This window comes from Pseudomonas sp. ML96, assembly GCF_000761545.1.
Lineage (GTDB): Bacteria > Pseudomonadota > Gammaproteobacteria > Pseudomonadales > Pseudomonadaceae > Aquipseudomonas.
The window spans coordinates 42,760-65,725 of record NZ_JPMY01000042.1; the positions used below are offsets into that span (position 1 = coordinate 42,760).

The following is a 22,966-nucleotide window of genomic DNA, read 5'->3' on the forward strand; positions in this document are numbered from 1 at the left end:
ACCGGCCTGGGCTGGGGTGCAACCGTCAAGCTCGCCGCTTCGGGCGGCCAGAAGAAGAGGAATGTCCCGTGCACAAAGCCGTAATCAGTGGCACTGGCCTGTACACCCCCGCCAACAGCATCTCCAACGACGAGCTGGTGGCCTCCTTCAATGCCTATGTTCAACAGTTCAACGTCGACAACGCCGCCGCCATCGAGCGTGGCGAGATCGAGGCGCTGACCGAGTCCAACAGCGCCTTCATCGAGAAGGCTTCCGGCATCAAGAGCCGCTACGTGATGGACAAGGCCGGCATCCTCGACCCGCAGCGCATGACCCCGCGTCTGCCGCAGCGCAGCAACGAGGAGTGGGGCATTCTCTGCGAGATGTCCGTGGCCGCCGCCAAGCAGGCGCTGGAGCGCGCTGGCCGCACCGTGGCTGACATCGACGGCGTGATCGTCGCCTGTTCCAACCTGGAGCGCGCCTACCCGGCCGTGGCCATCGAAGTGCAGGCCGCCCTGGGCATCGACGGCTGGGGCTACGACATGAACGTGGCCTGTTCCTCGGCCACCTTCGGCATCCAGGCCGCCAACAACGCCATCGCCACCGGCCAGGCCCGTGCCGTGCTGATGGTCAATCCGGAGATCTGTACCGGTCACCTGAACTTCCGCGACCGCGACAGCCACTTCATCTTCGGCGACGGCGCTACCGCGGTGATCATCGAGCGTGCCGACCAGGCCACCTCGCCGCATCAGTGGGACATTCTCGGCACCAAGCTGCTGACCCAGTTTTCCAACAACATCCGCAACAACTTCGGCTTCCTCAACCGCGCGGCGGAAGAGGGCATCGGCGCCAAGGACAAACTGTTCGTCCAGGAAGGCCGCAAGGTGTTCAAGGACGTCTGCCCGATGGTGGCCGAACTGATCGGCGCCCACCTGGCCGAGAACCAGCTGAACGTCGGCGACGTGAAGCGTTTCTGGCTGCACCAGGCCAACCTCAACATGAACCTGCTGATCGCCCGTAAGCTGCTCGGCCGCGACGCCGAAGCGCACGAGGCGCCGGTGATCCTCGACACTTACGCCAACACCAGCTCCGCCGGTTCGGTGATCGCCTTCCACAAGAACCAGGACGACCTGCCGGCCGGCAGCCTGGGCGTGCTCAGCTCGTTCGGTGCCGGTTATTCCATCGGCAGCGTGATCCTGCGCCGCAAGGGCTGATCCGCGCGGCATGTCAGGGACCGACGCCGAGCTGCTCGCCCGCCTGCTGGCCGGTGAGCAGCGCGCCTTCCGCGAGCTGGTGTCGACCTACCAGGGCGCCATGCGCGCCGTGGCCTTCGCCATCGTCGGCAGTCGCAATGCCGACGAAGTGGTGCAGGACGCCTGGCTGGCCGTGGTGCGCAACCTCGGCGGCTTCCAGGCCCGCTCCAGCCTGAAGACCTGGCTGCTGACCATCACCGCCAATACCGCCAAGAGCCGCCTGCGCCAGCAGCGCCGCGAGCCGCTGCTCGATGACCTGCCGGCGCCGCATGGCAGCGTCGGGGCCGAGCGTTTCGCCGAAGACGGCCACTGGCAGACCCCGCCCAGCCAGTGGGAACTGGACACCCCGGAGGCGCTGCTGGCCGAGGCCGAGCTGCGCGAATGCCTGGAGAAGACCATTGCCAGCCTCTCCGAGCTGCAGGCCAGCGTATTGCTGCTGCACGAACGCCAGGGCCTGGAGCCCGAGGAGATTTGTAATCTTCTCGATATCTCGCTCTCCAATCTGCGGGTACTGCTGCACCGCGCCCGGCTCAAGGTGTTCGCCACCCTGGAGCATTTCGAGGAGACCGGCCAATGCTGAGCTGCAAGGAACTGGTGGCCCATTCCAGCGACTATCTCGACGGCCAACTGCGCCTGCGCGAGCGCATCAGCGTGCGTGCGCACCTGGCCATGTGCAGTCATTGCCGGCGCTTCATTCGCCAGTTCAAGCTGAGCCAGGCGGTGCTGCGCCAACTGCCGGACGAGGCGATTCCAGAGCTCGACGCCCTGGCCGAGAAACTCGCCCGCCAGCAGCGCGAATCCTGATTCGCAAATTTTTTCCCGTCGCGCTGTAACGACCCGCATCGACCTCCGTCTAGTGTTGCGAAGGAGCCAGGCGCTCCTCGTACAACAATCACGACTGGAGAGACTCCATGAAACAGCGCAATTCCATCGCCATCACCTTGGGCGCAGCCCTGCTCGGCACCACCTTCGTCGCCCAGGCTGGCAGCAATCCCTTCGCCGCCCAGGAACTGGCCAGCGGCTACAGCCTGGCGGCGCAGGAGAAGAGCCAGGAAGGCTCCTGTGGCGAGGGCAAGTGTGGCGCCGAGATGCAGGGCAAGGCGGCCGACAAGGCCGAGGAAGGCAAGTGCGGCGGCGACAAGGCGAGCAAGGAAGGTAGCTGCGGCGAGGAAGGCAAGGCCGGCCACGAGGGCAAGTGTGGCGGCGAGAAGGCCGAGTAAGGGCGACGGGACATGGCCAACGGCAACTTCGTCAGCGGCGCGGGCCTGGGCCTGCGTCGTGGTCTGCTCGGCGAGCTGCAGGAAAGCGCGGCCGAGCAGGTGGATTTCCTCGAGATCGCGCCGGAGAACTGGATTGGCGTCGGCGGCCGTTTCGGCCGCCAGCTGCGCGCACTGACCGAGCGCCTGCCGTTCCTCTGCCACGGCCTGTCCCTCAACCTCGGCGGCTACGTGCCGCTGGATCTCGAGCTGCTACGCGCGATCAAGGCCTTCCTCGACGAGCACGGCATCCGCGGCTACAGCGAGCACCTGTCGGCATGCGCCGACGACGGCCAGCTGTACGACCTGATGCCGCTGCCGTTCAGCGATGAGGCGGTGCTGCACGTTGCTGCGCGGATTCGCCAGGTCGAAGAGGTGCTGGAGCGGCCGCTGATCATCGAGAACGTCTCGGCCTATGCGCGCCTGCCCGGCGAGCTGGGCGAGATCGACTTCGTCCGCGCAGTGCTGGAGGAGGCCGACTGCAGCTTGCTGCTGGACGTCAACAACGTGCAGGTCAACGCCCATAACTTCGGCTTCGACCCGCATGCCTATATCGCGGCGATGCCCAGCGAGCGCATCGCCTATCTGCACGTGGCCGGGCACATGGACCAGGCCGCTGACCTGAAGATCGACACCCACGGCGCGCCGGTGGACGACCCGGTATGGGTGCTGCTGGCGCATGCCTATGCAGTGCATGGTGTACGCCCGACGTTACTGGAACGTGACTTCAACTTCCCGCCAATGGCCGAGTTGTATGCCGAGGTGGGGCGCATCCGCGCGCTGCAAGGGGAGGTCGGGCGATGAGTCAGCACGACCAGCAGGCCTTCGCCGCGCGCATCCGCCAGCCTGAAACGCCGCTGGTGCAGGGCGTGCCCGCCGAGCGCATGGCGGTGTACGAGGAGCTGTTCTTCAACAACCTCGACGGCTTCATCCGCAGCGGTTTTCCGGTGCTTTGCCAGATTCTCGGCGAGCCGCGCCGGCAGCGCCTGGTGCGGGCTTTTCTCAGCGGGCATCGGGCTGCTACGCCGTATTTCCTGCAGATTGGTGGCGAGTTCGTCGACTGGCTGGAGATGGGGGGCGGTGCGGAGCCGGACGATCCGCCGTTTCTCGCCGAGCTGGCGCACTACGAGCGCGTCGAGCTGGCTCTGGATATCGCCACCGAGACGTTGCCGCTGCAGGGCTGGTCGCCGCTGGCCTGGCCGCTGGCATATGTCTGGCCGGTACAGCGCCTGAGCGGCGACTACCGTCCCGCCGAGCCACCGGCCGAGCCGACCTGCCTACTGGCCTGGCGCGATGCCCAGGAACGCGTGCGCTTCCAGCAGCTGTCGCCTTTCGCCTACCACCTGGCCCTGCGTCTGCAGGCCGGGCAACCCCACCTGGAAGCCTTGCTGGACCTGGCCGAGGCCAGTGGTCTGGCAGCCGACAAGCACTACTTCGCCAATGCCCGCGCGTTGCTGGACGACTGGCAACGCCAGGACATCTGGTTTCCACCTAATACCTGAAGGGTTGGGCCTGCCGCCTAGCCTCGGAGAACAACATGTTGACTCTACTCAACCGCTTCCAGGATGGCCTGGACGCTAGCCGTCGCCTGGACTTTCTAGCGCCGCTGCTGCTGCGCCTGTACCTGGTGCCGGTGTTTTGGATGGCCGGCACGCACAAGCTGGCGGACATGGACGCCACCATCGCCTGGTTCGGCAATCCGGACTGGGGCCTGGGCCTGCCGTTTCCCGAGCTGCTGGCCTGGCTGGCGGCGCTGACCGAGGCGGGCGGGGCGCTGCTCCTGCTGTGCGGCCTAGCCGTGCGCTGGGTCAGCGTGCCGTTGATGGTGACCATGCTGGTGGCGATCTTCGCCGTGCACTGGCCATTCGGCTGGCAGGCCATCGCCGATCCGTCCGCGCCTTTCGCCAGCGAGCGGGTGCTGGCCTCGGCGCAGAAGCTGGAGCGCGTCCGCGCGATTCTGCAGGAGCACGGCGACTACTCGTGGCTGACCAGCAGCGGGCGCCTGGTGGTGCTGAACAACGGCATTGAGTTCGCTGTGACTTATCTGCTCATGTTGTTGACGCTTTTCTTTAACGGAGCGGGGCGTTATTTCAGTCTCGATCATTGGTTGGCGAGAGGTTTTTGCCAGCGCTGATTGGCACGCAAGCCAGGCAGTGCAAGGCTTTCATGGTTATCGTCAATAGAAGTAAAAAGTTCCTCTGTCATCGAATTTTCATATAACGGCAACTGGGCTGAAATAACCCCCCGCCAAGATTCCCCCCCAACACGCAGGGCTAAGCCCAGTGTTTTTCTAAGACCAATAGGGGAATCCTTCATGAAGCACTTCGCCGGTTTTGCTGCCAGCGCTCTGGCCCTGGCCATTTCCGCCCAGGCTTTCGCCGGTACCGTCACCACTGACGGCGCCGACATCATGATCAAGACCAAGGGTGGCCTGGAAGTAGGCACCACCGACAAGGCCTTCAGCTTCAAGCTGGGTGGTCGTGTGCAGGCTGACTACAGCCGCTTCGATGGTTTCTACACCAACAACGGCAACACCGCCGACGCTGGTTACTTCCGTCGCGCCTTCGTCGAAATCGGCGGCGTGATGTTCACCGACTGGGCCTACCAGATTAACTACGACCTGTCGCACAACGCCGGTGGCGACGAGCGCAGCTCCGACGGTTACTTCGACGAGGCTTCCCTGGCCTACAACGGCTTCGCACCGATCGCTATCAAAATGGGTCGCTTCGACCCGGAATTCGGTCTGGAAAAAGCCACCAGCTCCAAGTGGGTAACCGCTCCTGAGCGTACCGCTGCCTACGACCTGGTCGACTGGGCTAACGCCCACAACGGTGGCATGGGCATCCAGGTTTCCGGCACCGTAGGCGCCAGCCTATACGGTTCCGCCGGTATCACTGTCAAGGACGGCACCACTGCTAACACTGAGACCGAAGACGGCGACAGCATCAAACAGTACAACCTGCGTGGCGTGTTCGCTCCGATGCGTGATCCGGGCAACGTCCTGCACTTCGGTCTGAACTACGCCTACCGTGACCTCTCCGACTCCGCTCTCGACGCTCGTATCCGCAGCCGTCTGGGCATGCGTGGCGTGAGCACCGACGGTGGCCAGGATGCCGGTACCAACGGCAACCGTCTGCTGCTGGGTGGTCGTAGCCTGACTGCTGCAACCTCCGGTGCCTACGGAGATGACGCCGCCTTCGGTCTGGAAGCGGCCTGGGCTACCGGCCCGTTCTCCGTACAGGGTGAATACGTCACTCGTAGCATGGACTCCGAGCTCGCTGGCTATGACGACGTAGATGCCGACGGCTACTACGTGCAGCTGGCCTACACCCTGACCGGCGAGCCGCGTGGCTACAAACTCGGTAAGTTCGATGCCATCAAGCCGACCAACAAGCAGACCGGTGCCTGGGAACTGTTCTACCGCTACGACAACCTGAACGCCGAAGACGACACCGCTGGCGGCACCGTGGTTACCGACGACGTCGAAGCCAAAGTGCACAACCTGGGTGTGAACTGGTACGCCAACGAGTCCGTGAAGATCAGCGGCACCTACGTCAAGACCAAGGTCGACAACGCCACCAACGCCAATGGCGACGACGACGGCGACGGCTTCGTAATGCGCGCTCAGTACGTCTTCTAAGCAAAACGCTTCATCGTTGCTCCTTCCTGAGCCCCGCATTCGCGGGGCTTTTTTTTGCCTGGCCAAGCCGCCAGACTGACCGCATGCCACTCCACACTCTGTATTGCCTCGCCGATATCCAGCCCGCCGTCTGGGACACCTTGCTGCCCGAGGCACAACCCTTCCTGCGCCACGCCTTCCTCTCGGCGCTGGAGGACAGCGGCAGTGTCGGTGCGCGCACCGGCTGGCAGCCGGCACACCGCCTGCTGCGCTCCGCCTCCGGCGAAGTACTGGCCGCCTTGCCGGCCTATCTGAAACAGCACTCCTTCGGCGAATACGTGTTCGACATGGGCTGGGCCGAGGCCTGCCAGCGCGCCGGCATCGCCTATTACCCCAAGCTGCTCGGCGCTGTGCCGTTCAGCCCGGTCAGCGGGCCGCGCCTGCTGGGTGATCCGCAACAGCTGGGCACGCTGCTCGAAGAGCTGACGGCGGGCCTGGAAGCGGAGGGCCTGTCCGGGCTGCACATCAACTTCCTGCGCTCTGAAGACGATGCCCTGTTCGAGGGGCGTGACGGCTGGCTGCAGCGCCTGGATTGCCAGTACCACTGGTGCAATCGCGACTATCGCGATTTCCAGGATTTCCTCGATGCGCTCAATTCGCGCAAGCGCAAGCAGCTGCGCAAGGAGCGCGAGCAGGTAGCCGGGCAGGGCATCGACTTCCGCTGGCAACTTGGCCATGAGCTGAGCGAGGCGGATTGGGACTTCGTCTACGCCTGCTACGCCAGCACCTACCATGTGCGCCGCCGTGCGCCCTACCTGAGCCGCGACTTCTTCAGCCTGCTGGCCGAACGCATGCCCGAGGTGATCCGCGTGGTCAGCGCACGGCAGGGTGGGCGGCCGGTGGCGATGGCCTTCAGTCTGGTGGCCGGTGGCAGCTTCTACGGGCGCTACTGGGGTTGCCTGGGTGACTTCGATCGCTTGCACTTCGAGACCTGCTTCTACCAGGGTATCGAGCGCGCCATCGCCGAAGGGCTGCAGCGCTTCGACGCCGGCGCCCAGGGCGAGCACAAGCTGATTCGTGGCTTCGAACCGGTCATCACCCGCTCCTGGCACTACCTGCTACATCCCGGTCTGCGCAGTGCGGTGGCCAGCTTCCTCGACGAGGAGCGTCCGGCCGTGCTGGCCTATGCCGAGCAGGCGCGCGAGCTGCTGCCCTACCGCCAGGCGGGGTGCTGAGGTGCCGCGTGCGCTGTTTATCTGCAGTCGCAACCGCTTGCGCAGCCCGACGGCGGAGCAGATCTTTGCCGACTGGCCTGGAGTGGAAAGCGATTCGGCCGGCCTGGCGGCGGACGCCGAGGTGCAGCTGTCGGCCGAGCAGGTGCAGTGGGCCGAGCTGATCTTCGTCATGGAGCGAGTACACCAACGTCGCCTGCAGCAGCGTTTCGGCTCGCTGCTCAAGGGGCGGCGGGTGATCTGCCTGGGCATTCCTGACGATTACCAGTACATGCAGCCGGAGCTGGTCGAGTTGCTGCAGCGCAAGGCGGGCGCCTATCTGCGCTGAGTGAGAGGGGGCAGCCAGGGCGGCTGCACCCATTGCGCGGCTGTTACAGCTTCTTCGCCGTGAGGATCAGTACCGGCTCCACGGGTACGTTCTGGTGCATGCCGCGGTTGCTGGTACGGACGCCGGCGATGCGGTCGACCACGTCCATGCCGCGCACCACCTTGCCGAACACCGCGTAGCCGAAGTCACGGCCGCCGTGGTTGAGGAAGTCGTTGTTCTTGTGGTTGATGAAGAACTGGCTGGTGGCCGAATCCACGACTTGAGTACGGGCCATGGCGATGGTGCCGCGATCATTGAGCAGGCCGTTGTCAGCCTCGTTCTTGATCGGCTTGAAGGTGTCCTTCTCGCGCATGTTGGCATCGAAGCCGCCACCCTGAATCATGAAGTTGGGGATGACGCGGTGGAACTGGGTGCCGTTGTAGAAGCCGGCGTCGACATAGCCGAGGAAGTTCTGCGTGCTGATCGGCGCCTTCTCGGCGTTCAGCTCGATCTCGATGTCGCCGTAGCTGGTGGTCAGCAGCACGTGCGGGTTCTCCGCGGCCAGCAGGCTGGTGCTCAGCAGCAGGCCACAGGCAGAGAGGAGGAGTTGCTTCAGCATGATTGCGGGTCCTTGTTTTCTTGTTGCGGTTGAGACTGGGCGACCTGGGCGAGGAATTCGTCCAGGACGGCATTGAATCGTTCGGGTTGGTCCATCGGCGTGGCGTGGCGCGAGCGTTCGATCACCACCAGGCGAGCGTCGGGCAGCTCGCGCACATAGGCCTCCTTGAGCGCCACCGGGGTGTAGTCGCGGTCGGCGGTGACCACCAGGGTAGGACAGGTGATGACGGACAGGCGTTCGCGCACGCTCCAGCCGATGATCGCATCCAGGCTGCTGAGGTAGGAGCGCTTGTCGTTCTGCGGCCAGCGCTGTTCGACCTTGGCGCGTAGCTCGGCCTGTTCCGGGCGTGGGAAGAGCACGCGGGCCAGGCCCTTGGCGATGGTGTTCATGCTCAACAGGCGTGACAGGCTCCAGCGCTTGGCCAGCATCCACCAGTCGGCGGCGCTCTTGGCACGCACCTCGGGGCCGCTGTTGACGATGGTCAGGCTGCGCAGCAGCTCCGGGCGATCGACGCCGAGCTGGAAGCCGACCATGCCGCCCATGGAGATGCCCACCAGATGCACCTGCCCCAGCCCCAGGTGCTCGATCAGCGCCGCTACGTCGGCGGCGAAGCCAGCCATGCTGTAGCGCTCACGCGGCTTGCCGGAGCGGCCGTGGCCGCGCAGGTCGATGGCCAGCACGCGATGCTGCTGGAGTAGATGGGGGATCTGGTATTCCCAGTCCTGGATGCTCGAGCCCAGGCCGTGCACCAGCAGCACCGGTTCGCCATGGCCGCGATCTTCGTAGTGCAGTTGGCAGCCGGCGTGCTCGAAGTAGGACATGGTGTCGTTCTCAGGCCTGGGGGAGCGGGGCGGCGAAGGGCGCCTCCAGCGGCGCGCCATCGAAGTTCTTGATCAGTTCGATGAGGATCTGCGTGGCCGGGCCCAGCGCCTTGTCCTTGTTGGCGTACAGGTAGAAGCGCGGCATGCGCGTGCCACCCTGTTCCATCGGCAGCGGCTTGAGCAGGCCTTCGTCCAGCTCGCGGGCGATCAGATGGCGCGGCAGCCAGGCGAAGCCCAGGCCGCTGGAAACGAAGGTGCGCGCGGTAGGCAGGCTGCCCACCGTCCAGCGCTGCTCGGCGCCGAGCCAGCCGGCATCGCGCGGCTGTACGCGGCCGCTGTCGCGGGTCACCACCTGCATCTGGCCTTCCAGGTCCTGGAAGGTGACGTTGCGCTGCAGGCGATGCAGCGGGTGTTCCGGGTGGGCCACGGCGAGGAACTCGACCTCGCCCAGTTCGATGGGCAGGTAGCCGGTGATGTTGAGGGCGCTGATGGCCAGGTCGGCGGAGCCCTCGGTGAGCACCTCCTCGACGCCGGACAGCACTTCCTCGCGCAGGCGCACGCGGCAGCCGCGGCTCTGCGGCATGAAGGCAGAGAGGGTGCGCACGATGTTGGCGGTGGGGTAGGCGGCGTCCACCACCAGGCGCACCTCGGCCTCCCACCCCTGTTCCATGTGGTGGGCCAGCTCTTCCAGCTGGCTGGCCTGCTTGACCAGTTGCCGCGAGCGGCGCAGCAGCACCTCGCCGGCTTCGGTCAGCACCGCCTTGCGCCCGTCGATGCGCAGCAGCGGTGCGCCCAGTTGCTCCTGCATGCGCGCCACCGTGTAGCTCACCGACGACTGCGAGCGGTGCATGGCCTCGGCCGCCTGGGCGAAGCCGCCGTGGTCGACCACCGCCTGCAGGGTCCGCCATTGTTCCAGGGTGACACGGGGCGCTTTCATCGCCGCTTCCTCTTCTCTAATCTGGGTGCCCCTAAAAAGGAGATACCGATGAAAAATTGCTGCCTGGTTCTGCTCACGCTGCTGCCGCTGACCGCTTTCGCCTACCCGACCGAGCTGAAGAAGCAGATGAATGGCGCCGAGGTGTCGGCCACCGTCCAGGAGATCGACAGCAACATCGGTGGCGCCACGCTGTACAACTACGGGGCTGCTGACGCCAAGTGCAAGGCGGTGTTCCGCAATGGCCCCGAGGCTCCGCGTACGCGCTCCGCTGAACTGAAGGCCGGCGATACCGCCAACTTCACCGTGCGCTTCGCCCGCAACATCATCAAGCTGCGCGTGGACGTCACCTGCGAGCCGAAATGAGCCTAGAGGCTGCTCGCCTATAAATCAACTTTGTTGATTGTTTATAGCGGATATTTGCGCTTTTTTATCTTATTGGCTGACCATAATCTGCACCCCATCGAAGCCAAACAACCCCGATGGAGTTAGCCAAATGTCCCGCATCCTCGTTATCGAAAGCAGCGCCCGCCAGGAAGGTTCCGTATCCCGTCAGCTGACCGCTGACTTCATCGCCCAGTGGCAGGCCGCTCATCCGCAGGATCAAGTAAGCGTCCGTGATCTGGCCAAGCAGCCGGTACCGCACCTGGACGAAACCCTGCTCGCCGGCTGGATGAAACCCGCCGAGCAGCAGAACGATGCCGAGAAAGCCGCCGCCGCCCGTTCCAACCAGCTGACCGATGAAGTCCTGGCCGCCGACGTGCTGGTGCTGGCCGCGCCGATGTATAACTTCGCCATCCCCAGCACCCTGAAAGCCTGGCTGGACCACGTGCTGCGCGCTGGTGTCACCTTCAAGTACACCGAGACCGGCCCGCAGGGCCTGCTCACCGGCAAGCGTGCCTACGTGCTGACCGCCCGCGGCGGCATCTACGCCGGCAGCGGCCTGGATCACCAGGAACCCTACCTGCGCCAGGCACTGGCCTTCATCGGCATCCACGACGTGCAGTTCATCCACGCCGAGGGCCTGAACATGGGCGCCGAGTTCTCCGAGCAAGGCCTGGCCAAGGCTCGCGAGCAACTGGCTCAGGTCGCCTGATTCACCGACTCTCCCCTGGGGCCGAACTTTGTCGGCCCGTCCACCGGTTCGCACGGGTGCTCCTCCCGGCGGGCCGGTTTTTTATTGCCTGCGAAAAACTCCGCGGCTCAGCGCAGCCCGAGCAGGGCCAGCACGCCCAGCGCGAGCAGGATCAGGGCAATGCCGGAGGTGCGCTCCAGCCAAGGCAGCGCGCGGGTAAAACGTGACAGCACCGCCTGGTTGCCGATCAGCAGCGCCACCAGCAGATCCCACAGCAGCACCACCGCGAACATCCAGATGCCATACAGCAACTTCCAGCCCGCGCTGGTGTGTGGCGGCGTCAGCATCGCCGCCAGGCTGACGTAGAACAGCGCATTCTTCGGATTGAGGATGCCGGACAGAAAGCCCATACCGGCGGCGCGCCACCAGGCGTCGAGCCTTGGCGCTGTGGCGGGCGTGTCGACGACTTCCAGCGGCGTGCTGCCGGCATGGCGCAGGAACAGCACGCCGAGGTACAGCAGGTAGGCACAACCGGCCAGTTGCAAGGCCACGAACAGTTCGCTGCCGGGTTGCAGCGCTGCCGTGCCGGCAAACGCAGCGACGATGAACAGCGCATTGGCCAGAGCGATGCCCAGGCAGGCGCCGCTGGCCACGCGCCAGCCGGCGGCGAGCGAGGTGCGCGCGATCAGGAAGAAGTCGGGACCAGGGGAGAGCAGCGCCAGGAAGTGCGCTGCGGCGATGAAGAGAAACTGTTGCATGGCGACTCGCTCGAATTTTTCGCAGCGTGTCAGCCGGGCCTCGTCGGGTATTGAAGAAAATTGCAGGCCTAGGCGCGGAAGCGCCCCGGGGTGATGCCCGTGTGGGCCTTGAACACCCGCTGCAGGTGTGCCTGGTCGGCGAAGCCCAGGCCATAGGCGACATCCGCCAGGCTCGCGCCGGCCAGCAGTCGCTCCTTGGCCAGGTTGATGCACAGGTTGAGCTGCCAGGCATGCGGCGTCATGCCGGTGGCCGCACGGAAGCTGCGGATCAACTGGTAGCGGCTCATGCCGGCCAGCTGCGCCAGCTCCTGCAACGGGACATCGGCCGCCGGGGCTTGCTGTAGCCGCTCGAACGCCGGCTGCAGACGCTGCGTCTGCACGGCAGAGGGGCCGGGCACCTCGATGCCGCGCGCCTGGCTGGCGTCGCAGTCGCCGATGAACTCGATCAGCGCGGCCTCCTTGTCGCTGGCCGCCGCGGCGGAGAACAGCAGGGTGTTGAGCTGGCAGAAGCGGGCATACAGCGCGGGGTCGTCGACGATGCGCACTGGCTCGTCGGCGGCGAGCGGGGCCAGGGCATATTCGTGGCGCAGTGCCTGCAGCCAGGCGGCATCCAGGTACAGCATCTGGTAGCTCCAGGCCTTGTCGCGCGCCGGGTTGCAGGCGTGCACGCGCTGCGCCGGGACGAACACCAGCGTGCCGGGGTGCAGGGCGACCGGGGTATCCGCGGCGCCACTGAACAGGCTGTTGCCCTCATCGACTGCGCCGATGGATACGCTCGGGTGGCTGTGCGGCCTGTAGCAGGCACGGCTGTGGCAGGCGCGGCGGCTCTCGACATGGGGCAGGGCCGGGTCGCGCCAGAACGTCTCGATGGATTCGGCGGCAGGTGCAGGCTGTGGCGCTGAGGTTCGGGGCACGGCGGGCTCGCTTCTGGCCGATCCGGCATCGGCTGGCAGGGGCTGCGAGTCTAAGGTGTTTTCGGCGCTGTTCAGAAGTGTATGGGCAGTATTTCTAACTTCTGTGTTTGAAATATTGAACGCCATATGCTGCCATAGCACACCTTGAATTGGCGGGTCGGAGGCGAAAGTGCAGTTGTCGGGTCGTGGTGTGGCGCTGTCGGTGGCGGCGTCGGTGATGTTCGTCCTGATTCCCGGCTACGTGCGCGAACTGGCGCCGCTGGATGGGCTGCAGGTGTTCGCCCAGCGCATCCTCTGGTCGATTCCGGCGGTATTGCTGCTGGTGGCCCTGGCACGGCAGTGGGACGTGCTCGGTGCGGCGTTGTTGCGCCTGCGCCGCGAGCCGCTGTTGCTGGCGGCGCTGCCGGTGGCGGCGGCGCTGATGGGCGTGCAGTGGTACCTGTTCGTCTGGGCACCGCTGGCCGGGCGCATGCTCGATGTCTCGCTCGGCTACTTCCTGCTGCCGCTGGCCATGGTCCTGGCCGGCAGGCTGTTCTATGGCGAGCGCCTGCGCCCGCTGCAGAGCATCGCTGTGGCCTGTGCGCTGGTCGGTGTGGCCCACGAGCTGTGGATGACCCGCGCCTTCTCCTGGATCACCCTGGTCGCCGCGCTGGGCTACCCGCCGTACTTCATGCTGCGCCGCTGGATGAAGCTGGACGCGCTGTCCGGCTTCGTTCTGGAGATGCTGGTATTGGCGCCGCTGGCCATCTGGCTGATCCATGCCTATGGCCCGCCGGCGGTATTCACCCAGGCGCCGCAACTGTGGTGGCTGCTGCCGGGCCTGGGGCTGCTCAGCGCCCTGGCGTTCGGCGCCATGATGGCGGCCAGCCGCCTGCTGCCGCTGGGGCTGTTCGGCATTCTCAGCTACGTCGAGCCGGTGCTGCTGTTCGGCGTAGTGGTGCTGTTCCTCGGCGAGAGCTTCGCCCCGCAGCAACTGTGGACCTACGCGCCGATCTGGCTGGCGGTGCTGCTCACCGGTTGGGACAGCGCGCGCCTGCTACGTAAGCAGGCGCGGCGGTAGAGCTAGGCGTCTTCCGCCAGCACCCGGTAGTGCAACTGCATCACGCCGTTGCTGAAACGGTGTTGCCCGCACAGCAGCAGGCGCCGCTCCAGGCCGGTGGCGAACAGCGGCACCCCGGCGCCCAGCAGGTAGGGAATCAGGCTGACCACCAGTTCGTCGAGCAGGCCGGCGGCCAGGCAGTTACCGGCCAGCGTGCCGCCGCCGACCAGCCAGATGCGCTGGCAGCCGCGGGCGCCTAGCTCATCAAGGGCTTCGGCCGGGGTGCAGTGGCGGCCTTCGACATCCTTCGGCGGCTTTTCCAGCGGGTTGCGCGCCAGCACCAGACAGGGTTTGCCGGCGTAGGGCCAGGCGCCGCCCTGGCTGCGGATCACGTCATAGGTGGCGCGGCCCATCAGCAGGCCGTCGATGCCGTCGTAGAAGCGCGTGTAGCCATGCTCGTCGCCGGACGGTTCGGGGCCGTACTGCCAGTCTTCCAGGCCGTCCGGGCGGGCGATGTAGCCGTCCAGGCTGGCGGCGACGTTATAGATCAGTGCTGGTTTCATCTGCCCCCCGCAGTGGCTCTCAGTCGAGCACGTTGTCGATGATCTCGTAGATCAGCCCGCTGGCCAGGGCGACCAGCACCACGTCGGTACCGACCTGGCGCCACTCGTAGCCGTCGTAGTGCGGCAGCTGGCCGAGCAGACGGTTGTCGAAGCGCTTGGCGATGCCCGGCGGTAGCGGCTTGCCGCGCGCCAGGTTCTTGCGAATGCCCGGCGGCAGCGAGTCCGCCGGGCCGATCAGGTTGCGGTTCTCGCCGAGTACCACACGTACCCGGCCGATATCGATGCTCGGCCCACGCAGGTCGACGGTGACGTCCGGGTCGCCGCCATGTTTGTCGTGCTTGTCGTGTTTGGGCGCCGCGCTCAGCGAGTGCGCAGGCAGGATCAGCAGGCCGGCGAGGGCAAGGGACAGGATGCGCATGATCAACTCCTGGGGCTCTACTGGTTATGAGCCGCACAGGTAGTTGTAGTTCCCGTTGCGCTTGCCCGCCCGATCAGCCCTGGGGGACGTCGCTGCTGGATGAGCTGCCGCCCAGGGCCTGGCTCAGGTTGATGTAGTTGAGCAACTGGTTGAGGTGGTTCTCCGACAGGGTGATCTCGGCGCTGCGCCGGGTCTCCTGGGCGGTCAGCCACGACTGCAGCGTCTCGGCGCCGGACTGGTAGCGAATCCGATAGATGCGCTCGGCTTCCTGCGCCGCTTCCAGGGCGCGGCTGCGCATGCCTTCCTGCTCGGCGTAGTGGCGGCGGCCGGCGAGGTTGTTCTCGACATCGGCCAGGGCCTCGTAGAGCGTCTGGCGGAAGCTGGTCACGGCCAGCTCGTAGTCGGTCTTCGACACATCGATGTCGAGCTGCATCTGCCGGTACTGCAGGAAGGGCAGGGTCAGGCCGGCACCGAGGGCGCCGACCGGGTTCTTCAGCAGCTCGCCCAATGCGGCGCTGGAGTAGCCGAGGGTGCCGGTCAGGCTGAGGTCCGGGTAGTAGCTGGCGCGGGTGGCGTCGACGCTCTTCAGGCTGCTGCGCAGGCGCAGCTCGGCGGCGCGCAGGTCCGGCCGGCGGGCCAGCAGCGAGGCGGGCAAGCCGGCGTCTACCGCCGGCAGGGTGCTGTGCAGCAGGCTCTGCGGCTCGTCCATCTCGACCGGGGCGACGCCGTCGAACAGCACCGCCAGGGCATTGCGCTGCTCGACCCGCTGCTGGCGCAGGTCGACCGCGGCGGCCTGCTGGCTCTCCAGGCTCTGCCGCGCCTCGGCCAGTTCCAGCGAGGAAGCCTGGCCGGCGTTGTACTGCACCTGCACCAGGTCCAGGGTCTGCTGCGCGTAGTCGATGCTGGCGTTGGCCGCGGCCAGGCGCTCGTTGAGGTAGGCGATCTGCCAATACAGGGTGGTGACGGTGCCGATCAGCGACAGGCGCGTGGCGGCGTAGTCCTGCTCGGTGGCCAGGGCCTCCAGCTCGGCGGCCTCGGTGGCGCTGCCGAGGCGGTTCCACAGGTCGGCCTCCCAGCTCACCGAGCCGTTCAACGCATAGCTGTGCGAGGTGTTGCCACCGCCGCCGAGGTCGCGGCTGCGCCCGGCATCGGCACTGGCGGAGGGCTGCGGCCACTGGGCCTCGCGGGCCAGGCCGGCCTGCAAGCGGGCGCGGCGGATATTGAGCAGGGCGCTGCCGAGGTCGTTGTTCCTGGCCAGGGCCTGTTCCACCAGGCTGTCGAGCTGGGCATCGCCGAAGGCCTTCCACCAGTCGGCCTGGCTGCCGGCCTGACGCTCGGCCTGTTGCTGCCAGTCGGCCGGCACCTGCACGGCGGGCTGCTGGTAGGGCGTATCGATCAGCGAGCTGCAGCCACCGAGGGCAATCGCCAGGGCCAGCAGCAGGGGTGTTGCGGGAAAACGGTTCACTTGCTTACTCCCGGGAGAGGGCGTCGACAGGGTCGAGACGGGCGGCATTGCGGGCCGGCAGGAAGCCGAACACCAGGCCGATGACGGTGGAGCAGAGGAAGGCGGCGATGATCGAGCCGGCCGAGAACACCAGGCTGAACTCGCTGGTGAAGTGGCTGAACACCGCGCCGAAGGCCAGTGCCGAGAGCACGCCGAGGGTGCCGCCGATCAGGCACACCAGCACCGCCTCGATGAGGAACTGGCGGAGGATGTCGCTCTGCCGCGCGCCGACGGCCATGCGCACGCCGATCTCGCGGGTGCGCTCGGTGACCGACACCAGCATGATGTTCATCACCCCGATGCCGCCGACCAGCAGCGAGATCAGGGCGATGGCCGAGATCAGCAGGGTCATGGTCTGGCTGGTCTTCTCGATGGTCTGGCGGATGGTGTCGGTGTTCATCACGAAGAAGTCCTGCACCCCGTGCCGACGCTTGAGCAGGCGGATGATGCCCTGCTCGGCGGCGTCGCTGGAGACGCTGTCATCGACCCGCACGGTGATGCTCTCCAGGTACGCCTGGCCGAGCATGCGGTTCATCACCGCGGTGTAGGGCAGGTACACGCGCAGCTGGTCGCTGCCGCCGAAGTTGCTCTGGATCGGCTCGAGCACGCCGATGATGCGCACCGGCACGTTGCCCAGCAGGATCACCTCGCCGAGCGCCTGCTTGCCGGCGAACAGCTTCTTGTAGCTGTTGTCGTCGATCACCGCGTCCTGCGCCGACTCGCGCACCGCCTTGGCGTCGAAGGCGCGGCCCTGGGCGAAGGTGTAGCCCTTGGCGCGGAAGAACTGCTCGCCGACTCCGCTCATCGACACGGTCAGCGCCTGGTCGCGGTAGCGCAGGGTGCCGGAGTTGGACACCGACGGCGTGACGCTATCGACGAAGGCCTGGCCGGCCAGGGCGTCGGCATCGGCCGGTACCAGGGTCTGGATGCGCGCCGAGCGGCGGTCGCCAAAGCCGCTGCCGGGGAAGATGTCGATGGTGTTGGTGCCGATCGCGCTGATGTTCTCCATGATCTTCTGCTGCGAGCCCTGGCCGAGGGCGACTACCGAGACCACCGAGGCGATGCCGATGATGATGCCGAGCATGGTCAGGAAGGTGCGCAGCTTGTGCGAGAGCATGGCCAGCAGGGCCATGCGCAAGGCCTCGCGGAACTGGCCGAGGCTGGCTTTCAGCGCGTTGGCTTCGCGGGCCTGGGCCGGCTCCTCGAGCGCGCGCACCTCGTTCGCGCTGTTGCGCAGGCGGCGGTCGGCGATGATCTGGCCGTCGCTGATCTCGATGATGCGGTCGGCGGTTTCCGCCACTTTCATGTCGTGGGTGACGATGATCACCGTGTGCCCGGCGGCGTGCAGTTCGCGCAGCAGCTTGAGCATCTCCTCGCCGCTGTGGCTGTCCAGCGCGCCGGTGGGTTCGTCGGCGAGGATCACCTGGCCGCCGTTCATCAAGGCGCGGGCGATCGACACGCGCTGCTGCTGGCCACCCGAGAGCTGGCTGGGGCGGTGGCCGAGGCGCTCGCCCAGGCCCAGGCGCTGCAGCAGGGCCTCGGCGCGCTGGTGGCGGCTGGCCGCGTCCTTGCCGGAGTAGATCGCCGGCACTTCCACGTTGCCCACTGCGTCGAGGTCGCCGAGCAGGTGGTAGCGCTGGAAGATGAAGCCGAAGTATTCGCGGCGCAGTTCGGCCAGCTCGTCGGCATTCAGCTGGCCGGTCTCGCGGCCGGCGATGCGGTAGGTGCCGGCGCTCGGCCGGTCGAGGCAGCCGAGGATGTTCATCAGGGTCGACTTGCCCGAGCCGGAGGCGCCGATGATGGCGACCATCTCGCCCTGCTCGACGGCCAGGTCGACGTCCTTGAGTACGGCGACGGTCTGCTCGCCGGCGGGGAATTCGCGGCGCAGGCCACGCAGTTCTAGCAGTGCCATGTCACAGCCTCATGCCCGGGCCGCGCATGCGCAGGGTGGTGCTGGAACCGGCGGCGGCATCGCCCAGCACGACCTTGTCGCCCAGTGCCAGGCCATCGACGACCTGGGCGTTGATCGAGTCTTCCAGGCCGGTATGGATCTGCCGCTCCTCGACCTTGCCGCCGCGGCCGAGCACCTGCACGGTGTAGCTGCCGTCGCGGTTGGCGCTGCCGAGGGCGGAGACCGGGATGCTCGGGGTGTCGCTGGCGGAGTCGAGGACGATGCTGACCTCGGTGGTCATCGAGATGCGCAGCTTGCCGTCCGGGTTGGGCACGTCGAACACGCCCATGTAGTAGATGGCGGTGTCGGTGGAGGTGCTGCTGGACGACGAGCTGGAGGAGCTGTCGCTATCGTTGATCGAGTCCGGCGCCGGCTCGACCATGCGCAGGGTGGCGCGGTAGCGCTTGCCCGGCTCGCCAAGGATGGTGAAGTACACCGGCAGGCCGGGCTTGACCCGCACCACGTCGGCCTCGGAGATCTCGGCGCGCACGGTCATCTGGTCGAGCTGGGCCAGCTTGACCAGGGTCGGCGCCGACTGGGCGGAGTTCACCGTCTGGCCTTCCTTGACCACCACGCCGACCACGGTGCCGTCGATGGGCGCGGTGATCTGGGTGTAGCCGAGGTCGACCTCGGCGGTGGAGACCTGGATCTGCGCCTGCTGGATCTGCGCGTCGAGGGCGGCGACCTGGGCCTTGGCGGTGTCGAGGTCGGCCTCGGCGGTTTCGTAGCTCTCACGCGAACTGGCGTTCTGCGCCAGCATGGTCTTCTGCCGGGTAAAGGCCAGTTGCGCCTTCTTCAGGCTGGCGGCCTGCACGGCGCGCTGCGCCTTGATGTTGGCCAGCGCGGCCTTGGCGTTGGCCAGATCGTTCTGCTGGGTCAGCGAGTCGATCTCGGCGATCAGATCGCCCTGTTTGACCTGGTCACCGAAGTCCACGTGCAGCTTGGTGATCTGCCCGGATACCTGGGCACCGACGCTGACCTGCTTGTAGGCCTCCAGGGTGCCGGTGGCGATCACCCGTTGCTCGATATCGGCGCCACGCACCTCGGCGGTGAGCAGGCCGCTGCTGTCCTGGGCGGGCAACAGCCAGGTCTTGAGGAGGTAGCCGCCGCACAGGAGTGCAGCAACGGCGAGGGCGGGGATGAGGTAGCGCGGACGTCTGGACATCGGTTTTCTACAGGGCGGATTTGGATGTCCGCCACTATAGAAAGCGCTCTGCTAAGGGGGGGTAAGCTAAGTGTCAGGAATGGGTAAAGCTGCCAGGGGCAGGCGGCAAAGCCTCAGACCAGAGCGTCGCGACGGCCGCCGAGCAGGCGCAGCAGGGCGTTCAGCAGCAGGCCGTAGAGCGGCACGAAGAGCATCAGGCTGACGGCCAGCTTGACCCCGTAGTCCACCGTGGCGATCTCCACCCAGTGCTCGGCCATGAACGGGTTGTCGCTGCGCCAGAAGGCCACCGAGAAGAAGGCGAAGGTGTCCAGCAGGTTGCCGATGATGGTCGAGGCGGTCGGCGCGATCCACCACTGCGGCAGCTGGCGCAGGCGGTCGAACACTTGAATGTCGAGCAACTGGCCGAGCACGTAGGCGAGGAAGCTGGCGACCGAGATGCGCAGGACGAATTCGTTGTAGTCACCCAGCGCCGACAGGCCGCGGAAGGCGCCTTCCTGGAACAGCACCGAGACCACGTAGGAGGCGAGCAGGGCCGGGATCATCACCCGCGCGATCACCTTGCGCGCAGGCGTCTTGCCGAGCAGGCGCACGGTCAGGTCGGTGGCCAGGAAGATGAACGGGAAGCTGAAGGCACCCCAGGTGGTGTGCCAGCCGAACAGGGTGATCGGCAGCTGCACCAGGTAGTTGCTGGCGATGATGATGAGGATGTGGAAAGCGATCAGCGCCGGCAGGGCGAAGCGCGGATTGGATGCGGCGAGTGGCGGCATGATGCAGACCTTTTTAGTGAATGGGGTTAGGGAACCCATGCCGGCCGGGATGGCGAGCGGCGCGCATTCTAACCTTGGAGTCAGAAATGTGCAAAAAACGATCACTCGTCGCTGGTCGACTCCATGCACACGCGGTTGCGGCCTTCCTGCTTGGCCCGGTAGAGCAGCTCGTCGCAGCGCTTGAGCAGCTGTTCGAGCTCGCTCAGCATCGGGTCGGCCAGTACCGCGCCGATGCTGATGGTGAGGTGCCCGAGCTGATCCGCGCGGCGCTGGTGCGGCAGGCCGAGGGCCTCGACCTGCTGGCGCAGGCGTTCGGCGATGCGCAGTAGCTCGCTGCGCCGGCAGCCGTCGAGGAGGATGGCGAACTCCTCGCCGCCGTAGCGGAACAGCCGAGCTTGGCCGCTACGCATCGCCCCCAGCATCGATTCGGCGACCTGGCGCAGACAGGCGTCACCGGCCTGGTGGCCGTAGTGGTCGTTGTACGGCTTGAAGTAGTCGATATCGATCAGCAGCAGGGCGAAGGGACGCCCGCCCTGGCGCATCTGCTGCCAGCTGAGCTGCATGGCTTGGTCGAAGGCGCGACGGTTGCCGGTCAGGGTCAGCGGGTCGGTGTGGGCCAGCTCCTGCAGTTGCAGGGTCAGGGTGGCCAGCTCGGCGCGTTGCTGGCGTTCCTCCTGGTCGGCGAGGAAGGCGCGTTTCACGCTGCGGATGTTGGTCCAGCTGATGAACAGGCTGAACAGGGCCACCGGCAGGAACACCAGGACGTAGATCAGTACCGCCTTGCTGTCGCCGTCGTAGAGCAGCCAGACGTTGCCCAGAGTGATAGCCGAGATCACCAGCGAGCAGGCCAGGATGCCGCGGAAGGAGTAGCGCACGCCGAGGTTGGCGAGCAGCACGAAGACCACCGAGGCGAACAGGAAGCTGGCCACGTCGGGCGATTCGCTGCGCTTGAGCAGCTCGAACCAGGCGATGGTGGAGATGATGTCGTGGATCGGCATCAGCATGTCCATCAGCAGCACGCTGCGGCTATAGCGGAATACCAGGTAGATGTTGACCAGGCCGACCAGGCTGAGGCCGCCGCGCAGCAGCAGCGATTCGAGCGCCATGTCCGGGATCAGCAGGGCGTCGGCGAATACGTAGAGGTCGTAGGCGATCATCGCGATCAGGTTGATCGCCAGCAGAAAGCCACGGTAGTGATTCTTGACGTAGGCCCGGAAGGCGGGCTGCTGGTCGGCGCTGATGCGTGCGGGACGGGGGCGGGAAGCGATCAGCAGGGAGGCAGGCAGAGACATCCAAGAACTCTGATTAAGTGGCCAAGTGCCACAGTATGGGGGCGCAGAGGCCCGCAGCTACAGCGTTTTTTGCTGTTCGACGGTCTGCACCGTGCGGAGGACGCGCGCAAACGGTAACCTATGCAGCTGTTTTCGTATGTTTCGAGGTGTCTCCCGTGTTCTCCCAATTCGCCCTGCATGAACGCCTGCTCAAGGCCGTCGCCGAGCTGAACTTCACCGAGCCGACGCCGGTGCAGCTGGTGGCCATCCCGCCGGCGCTGGAAGGGCGTGACCTGCGGGTGACGGCGCAGACCGGTAGTGGCAAGACCGCGGCCTTCCTCCTGCCGCTGCTCAACCGCCTGCTCGGCGATGCCACCTCGAAGCAGCGTACCGACGTGCGTTCGCTGATCCTGCTGCCGACCCGCGAGCTGGCCCAGCAGATCCTCAAGGAAGTCGAACGCTTCTCGCAGTTCACCTTCATCAAGTCGGGCCTGGTCACCGGCGGCGAGGATTTCAAGGAACAGGCGGCCATGCTGCGTCGCCAGCCCGACCTGCTGATCGCCACCCCGGGCCGGCTGATGGAGCACCTGAATGCCGGCAGCCTGAAGCTCAATGGCGTCGAGGTGCTGGTGCTGGACGAAGCCGACCGAATGCTCGACATGGGTTTCGCCGAGGACATCGAGCGGATTACTAAGGAATGCGCCAACCGCCAGCAGACCCTGCTGTTCTCCGCCACCGGCGGCGGCAAGGTACTGCGCGAGATGATCGCCAAGGTGCTGCGCGAGCCGGTGCACCTCAAGCTCAACAGCGTCGACCAGCTCAGCGAGACCACCGTCCAGCAGATCATCACCGCCGACGACCCGGGCCATAAAGAGCGCCTGGTGCACTGGCTGCTGACCAACGAGACCTACCGCAAGGCCATCGTCTTCACTAACACCCGGGTGCAGGCCGACCGTCTGTACGGGCGCCTGGTGGCGGCCGACTACAAGGCCTTCGTCCTGCACGGCGACAAGGACCAGAAGGATCGCAAGCTGGCCATCGACCGTCTCAAGCAGGGCGGCTCCAAGGTGCTGGTGGCCACCGACGTGGCGGCCCGCGGCCTGGACATCGAGGGTCTGGACCTGGTGATCAACTTCGACATGCCGCGCTCCGGTGACGAGTACGTGCACCGAATCGGTCGTACCGGCCGTGCCGGTGCCGATGGCCTGGCGGTGTCGCTGATCTGCCACAACGACTGGAACCTGATGTCGAGCATCGAGCGCTACCTCAAGCAGCGCTTCGAACGTCGCACCATTGCGGAGCTGAAAGGCAGTTACCAGGGGCCGAAGAACGTCAAGGCGTCCGGCAAGGCCGTTGGCGTGAAGAAGAAAAAGACCGACAAGAAGGATGGGGCCAAGAAATCGGCGAGCAAGACCGCGCCCAAGCGCCGCCCGAATGCGCCCAAGCCGGCGCCGTCCGGCCTGGTCAGCCAGGACGGCCTGGCCCCGCTGAAGCGCAAGAAGCCTGCGGCAGAGTGAAACG

27 protein-coding genes are annotated in these 22,966 nt (G+C 66.1%); 14 read left to right on the top strand and 13 right to left on the bottom strand.

Going from position 1 to position 22,966, the window contains the following annotated elements:
* The first annotated feature begins 68 nt into the window (after window positions 1-68).
* From IP89_RS20335 to IP89_RS20365, 7 genes are all read left to right on the top strand, one after another.
* A complete protein-coding gene (locus IP89_RS20335; protein ID WP_043311557.1) occupies window positions 69-1,193 on the top strand; it encodes a beta-ketoacyl-ACP synthase III in 1,125 nt (374 codons plus the stop codon).
* 10 nt (window positions 1,194-1,203) lie between these two features.
* Window positions 1,204-1,812, top strand: coding sequence for an RNA polymerase sigma factor (locus tag IP89_RS20340; protein WP_043311558.1), 609 nt, complete (start codon window positions 1,204-1,206; stop codon window positions 1,810-1,812).
* On the top strand, window positions 1,806-2,036 hold the full coding sequence (locus tag IP89_RS20345) for an anti-sigma factor (protein ID WP_043311559.1): 231 nt from the start codon (window positions 1,806-1,808) through the stop codon (window positions 2,034-2,036). Before IP89_RS20340 ends, IP89_RS20345 begins: the two co-directional genes overlap by 7 nt.
* A 107-nt stretch (window positions 2,037-2,143) precedes the next feature.
* On the top strand, window positions 2,144-2,452 hold the full coding sequence (locus IP89_RS20350; protein WP_043311560.1) for a hypothetical protein: 309 nt from the start codon (window positions 2,144-2,146) through the stop codon (window positions 2,450-2,452).
* Between the two features lie 12 nt (window positions 2,453-2,464).
* Window positions 2,465-3,292 carry a DUF692 domain-containing protein gene (locus IP89_RS20355; protein WP_043311561.1) on the top strand — a complete coding sequence of 276 codons (828 nt, stop codon included), beginning with the start codon at window positions 2,465-2,467 and terminating at the stop codon, window positions 3,290-3,292.
* A complete protein-coding gene (locus IP89_RS20360) occupies window positions 3,289-3,990 on the top strand; it encodes a DUF2063 domain-containing protein (RefSeq protein WP_043311562.1) in 702 nt (233 codons plus the stop codon). The genes IP89_RS20355 and IP89_RS20360 overlap by 4 nt, the downstream gene beginning before the upstream one ends.
* A gap of 35 nt (window positions 3,991-4,025) precedes the next feature.
* The gene (locus IP89_RS20365; protein ID WP_043311563.1) at window positions 4,026-4,622 is read left to right on the top strand and encodes a DoxX family protein; all 597 of its coding nucleotides are present in this window, start codon (window positions 4,026-4,028) and stop codon (window positions 4,620-4,622) included.
* Here IP89_RS20365 and IP89_RS23450 read toward each other — a convergent pair.
* Window positions 4,589-4,804, bottom strand: a complete 216-nt coding sequence (locus IP89_RS23450) for a hypothetical protein (protein ID WP_156115096.1) — start codon at window positions 4,802-4,804, stop codon at window positions 4,589-4,591. The genes IP89_RS20365 and IP89_RS23450 overlap by 34 nt on opposite strands.
* On the opposite strand from IP89_RS23450, the gene IP89_RS20370 reads away from it, so the two are divergent.
* The 3 genes from IP89_RS20370 to IP89_RS20380 all read left to right on the top strand — a co-directional run bounded on the left by IP89_RS20370 (window position 4,803) and on the right by IP89_RS20380 (window position 7,667).
* Window positions 4,803-6,128 (top strand): OprO/OprP family phosphate-selective porin, encoded by a 1,326-nt coding sequence (locus IP89_RS20370; RefSeq protein ID WP_043311565.1) that lies wholly within the window; start codon window positions 4,803-4,805, stop codon window positions 6,126-6,128. The two genes, IP89_RS23450 and IP89_RS20370, sit on opposite strands and share 2 nt — an antisense overlap.
* A gap of 83 nt (window positions 6,129-6,211) precedes the next feature.
* On the top strand, window positions 6,212-7,342 hold the full coding sequence (locus IP89_RS20375) for a GNAT family N-acetyltransferase (protein WP_043311566.1): 1,131 nt from the start codon (window positions 6,212-6,214) through the stop codon (window positions 7,340-7,342).
* A 1-nt stretch (window position 7,343) separates the two neighbouring features.
* Entirely contained in the window at window positions 7,344-7,667 is a 324-nt protein-coding gene (locus tag IP89_RS20380) for a low molecular weight protein tyrosine phosphatase family protein (RefSeq protein WP_043311567.1), read from the top strand.
* A gap of 43 nt (window positions 7,668-7,710) precedes the next feature.
* On the opposite strand, the gene IP89_RS20385 is transcribed toward IP89_RS20380, so the two are convergent.
* The 3 genes from IP89_RS20385 to IP89_RS20395 are packed head-to-tail and all read right to left on the bottom strand — an operon-like array spanning window position 7,711 to window position 10,023.
* The gene (locus tag IP89_RS20385; protein ID WP_043311568.1) at window positions 7,711-8,265 is read right to left on the bottom strand and encodes a peptidylprolyl isomerase; all 555 of its coding nucleotides are present in this window, start codon (window positions 8,263-8,265) and stop codon (window positions 7,711-7,713) included.
* Window positions 8,259-9,086, bottom strand: coding sequence for an alpha/beta fold hydrolase (locus IP89_RS20390; protein ID WP_043311569.1), 828 nt, complete (start codon window positions 9,084-9,086; stop codon window positions 8,259-8,261). The genes IP89_RS20385 and IP89_RS20390 overlap by 7 nt, the downstream gene beginning before the upstream one ends.
* A 10-nt stretch (window positions 9,087-9,096) precedes the next feature.
* Complete coding sequence (locus tag IP89_RS20395) at window positions 9,097-10,023, bottom strand: LysR family transcriptional regulator (RefSeq protein ID WP_043311570.1); 927 nt, start codon at window positions 10,021-10,023, stop codon at window positions 9,097-9,099.
* Window positions 10,024-10,071: 48 nt separating this feature from the next.
* Here IP89_RS20395 and IP89_RS20400 point away from each other — a divergent pair, with 48 nt between their 5' ends.
* Window positions 10,072-10,386 (top strand): hypothetical protein, encoded by a 315-nt coding sequence (locus IP89_RS20400; RefSeq protein WP_043311571.1) that lies wholly within the window; start codon window positions 10,072-10,074, stop codon window positions 10,384-10,386.
* A 130-nt stretch (window positions 10,387-10,516) separates the two neighbouring features.
* A complete protein-coding gene (locus tag IP89_RS20405) occupies window positions 10,517-11,116 on the top strand; it encodes an FMN-dependent NADH-azoreductase (protein ID WP_043311572.1) in 600 nt (199 codons plus the stop codon).
* A gap of 107 nt (window positions 11,117-11,223) precedes the next feature.
* Here IP89_RS20405 and IP89_RS20410 read toward each other — a convergent pair whose 3' ends face one another.
* Window positions 11,224-11,853 (bottom strand): LysE family translocator, encoded by a 630-nt coding sequence (locus IP89_RS20410; RefSeq protein WP_043311573.1) that lies wholly within the window; start codon window positions 11,851-11,853, stop codon window positions 11,224-11,226.
* A gap of 68 nt (window positions 11,854-11,921) precedes the next feature.
* A complete protein-coding gene (locus tag IP89_RS20415) occupies window positions 11,922-12,767 on the bottom strand; it encodes an AraC family transcriptional regulator (protein ID WP_052081158.1) in 846 nt (281 codons plus the stop codon).
* 169 nt (window positions 12,768-12,936) lie between these two features.
* On the opposite strand from IP89_RS20415, the gene rarD reads away from it, so the two are divergent.
* Window positions 12,937-13,827: an EamA family transporter RarD gene (gene rarD / locus IP89_RS20420; RefSeq protein WP_043311574.1), complete on the top strand. Its 891-nt coding sequence runs from the start codon at window positions 12,937-12,939 to the stop codon at window positions 13,825-13,827.
* Between the two features lie 2 nt (window positions 13,828-13,829).
* Here the strand turns inward: rarD and IP89_RS20425 are convergent, their stop codons facing one another.
* The 7 genes from IP89_RS20425 to IP89_RS20455 all read right to left on the bottom strand — a co-directional run bounded on the left by IP89_RS20425 (window position 13,830) and on the right by IP89_RS20455 (window position 21,466).
* Window positions 13,830-14,369, bottom strand: a complete 540-nt coding sequence (locus IP89_RS20425; RefSeq protein WP_043311575.1) for a dihydrofolate reductase family protein — start codon at window positions 14,367-14,369, stop codon at window positions 13,830-13,832.
* 19 nt (window positions 14,370-14,388) lie between these two features.
* Window positions 14,389-14,787, bottom strand: coding sequence for an anti-virulence regulator CigR family protein (locus IP89_RS20430; RefSeq protein ID WP_043311576.1), 399 nt, complete (start codon window positions 14,785-14,787; stop codon window positions 14,389-14,391).
* 73 nt (window positions 14,788-14,860) lie between these two features.
* Window positions 14,861-16,252: an efflux transporter outer membrane subunit gene (locus IP89_RS20435; protein ID WP_043311577.1), complete on the bottom strand. Its 1,392-nt coding sequence runs from the start codon at window positions 16,250-16,252 to the stop codon at window positions 14,861-14,863.
* Between the two features lie 4 nt (window positions 16,253-16,256).
* The gene (locus IP89_RS20440) at window positions 16,257-18,203 is read right to left on the bottom strand and encodes a MacB family efflux pump subunit (RefSeq protein WP_043311578.1); all 1,947 of its coding nucleotides are present in this window, start codon (window positions 18,201-18,203) and stop codon (window positions 16,257-16,259) included.
* Between the two features lies 1 nt (window position 18,204).
* Entirely contained in the window at window positions 18,205-19,407 is a 1,203-nt protein-coding gene (locus tag IP89_RS20445; RefSeq protein WP_043311579.1) for an efflux RND transporter periplasmic adaptor subunit, read from the bottom strand.
* A gap of 113 nt (window positions 19,408-19,520) precedes the next feature.
* A complete protein-coding gene (locus tag IP89_RS20450) occupies window positions 19,521-20,174 on the bottom strand; it encodes a 7-cyano-7-deazaguanine/7-aminomethyl-7-deazaguanine transporter (protein ID WP_043311580.1) in 654 nt (217 codons plus the stop codon).
* A gap of 101 nt (window positions 20,175-20,275) precedes the next feature.
* Window positions 20,276-21,466, bottom strand: a complete 1,191-nt coding sequence (locus tag IP89_RS20455; RefSeq protein WP_043311581.1) for a diguanylate cyclase — start codon at window positions 21,464-21,466, stop codon at window positions 20,276-20,278.
* Window positions 21,467-21,621: 155 nt separating this feature from the next.
* Between IP89_RS20455 and IP89_RS20460 the strand changes: the two genes are divergently transcribed.
* Window positions 21,622-22,962, top strand: coding sequence for a DEAD/DEAH box helicase (locus tag IP89_RS20460; protein ID WP_043311582.1), 1,341 nt, complete (start codon window positions 21,622-21,624; stop codon window positions 22,960-22,962).
* Window positions 22,963-22,966 lie beyond the last annotated feature (4 nt).

What these genes read in the sequence shown, in the direction of transcription:
- IP89_RS20340 (WP_043311558.1), top strand. Translation starts at nt 1,204, where the DNA reads ATGTCAGGGACCGACGCCGAGCTGCTCGCCCGCCTGCTGGCCGGTGAG.
- IP89_RS20400 (WP_043311571.1), top strand. Translation starts at nt 10,072, where the DNA reads ATGAAAAATTGCTGCCTGGTTCTGCTCACGCTGCTGCCGCTGACCGCT.
- IP89_RS20375 (WP_043311566.1), top strand. Translation starts at nt 6,212, where the DNA reads ATGCCACTCCACACTCTGTATTGCCTCGCCGATATCCAGCCCGCCGTC.
- IP89_RS20430 (WP_043311576.1), bottom strand. Translation starts at nt 14,787, where the DNA reads ATGCGCATCCTGTCCCTTGCCCTCGCCGGCCTGCTGATCCTGCCTGCG.
- IP89_RS20390 (WP_043311569.1), bottom strand. Translation starts at nt 9,086, where the DNA reads ATGTCCTACTTCGAGCACGCCGGCTGCCAACTGCACTACGAAGATCGC.
- IP89_RS20395 (WP_043311570.1), bottom strand. Translation starts at nt 10,023, where the DNA reads ATGAAAGCGCCCCGTGTCACCCTGGAACAATGGCGGACCCTGCAGGCG.
- IP89_RS20410 (WP_043311573.1), bottom strand. Translation starts at nt 11,853, where the DNA reads ATGCAACAGTTTCTCTTCATCGCCGCAGCGCACTTCCTGGCGCTGCTC.
- IP89_RS20355 (WP_043311561.1), top strand. Translation starts at nt 2,465, where the DNA reads ATGGCCAACGGCAACTTCGTCAGCGGCGCGGGCCTGGGCCTGCGTCGT.
- IP89_RS20440 (WP_043311578.1), bottom strand. Translation starts at nt 18,203, where the DNA reads ATGGCACTGCTAGAACTGCGTGGCCTGCGCCGCGAATTCCCCGCCGGC.
- IP89_RS20385 (WP_043311568.1), bottom strand. Translation starts at nt 8,265, where the DNA reads ATGCTGAAGCAACTCCTCCTCTCTGCCTGTGGCCTGCTGCTGAGCACC.
- IP89_RS20350 (WP_043311560.1), top strand. Translation starts at nt 2,144, where the DNA reads ATGAAACAGCGCAATTCCATCGCCATCACCTTGGGCGCAGCCCTGCTC.
- IP89_RS20455 (WP_043311581.1), bottom strand. Translation starts at nt 21,466, where the DNA reads ATGTCTCTGCCTGCCTCCCTGCTGATCGCTTCCCGCCCCCGTCCCGCA.
- IP89_RS20445 (WP_043311579.1), bottom strand. Translation starts at nt 19,407, where the DNA reads ATGTCCAGACGTCCGCGCTACCTCATCCCCGCCCTCGCCGTTGCTGCA.
- IP89_RS20425 (WP_043311575.1), bottom strand. Translation starts at nt 14,369, where the DNA reads ATGAAACCAGCACTGATCTATAACGTCGCCGCCAGCCTGGACGGCTAC.
- IP89_RS20345 (WP_043311559.1), top strand. Translation starts at nt 1,806, where the DNA reads ATGCTGAGCTGCAAGGAACTGGTGGCCCATTCCAGCGACTATCTCGAC.
- IP89_RS20360 (WP_043311562.1), top strand. Translation starts at nt 3,289, where the DNA reads ATGAGTCAGCACGACCAGCAGGCCTTCGCCGCGCGCATCCGCCAGCCT.
- IP89_RS20365 (WP_043311563.1), top strand. Translation starts at nt 4,026, where the DNA reads ATGTTGACTCTACTCAACCGCTTCCAGGATGGCCTGGACGCTAGCCGT.
- IP89_RS20405 (WP_043311572.1), top strand. Translation starts at nt 10,517, where the DNA reads ATGTCCCGCATCCTCGTTATCGAAAGCAGCGCCCGCCAGGAAGGTTCC.
- IP89_RS20450 (WP_043311580.1), bottom strand. Translation starts at nt 20,174, where the DNA reads ATGCCGCCACTCGCCGCATCCAATCCGCGCTTCGCCCTGCCGGCGCTG.
- IP89_RS23450 (WP_156115096.1), bottom strand. Translation starts at nt 4,804, where the DNA reads ATGAAGGATTCCCCTATTGGTCTTAGAAAAACACTGGGCTTAGCCCTG.
- IP89_RS20370 (WP_043311565.1), top strand. Translation starts at nt 4,803, where the DNA reads ATGAAGCACTTCGCCGGTTTTGCTGCCAGCGCTCTGGCCCTGGCCATT.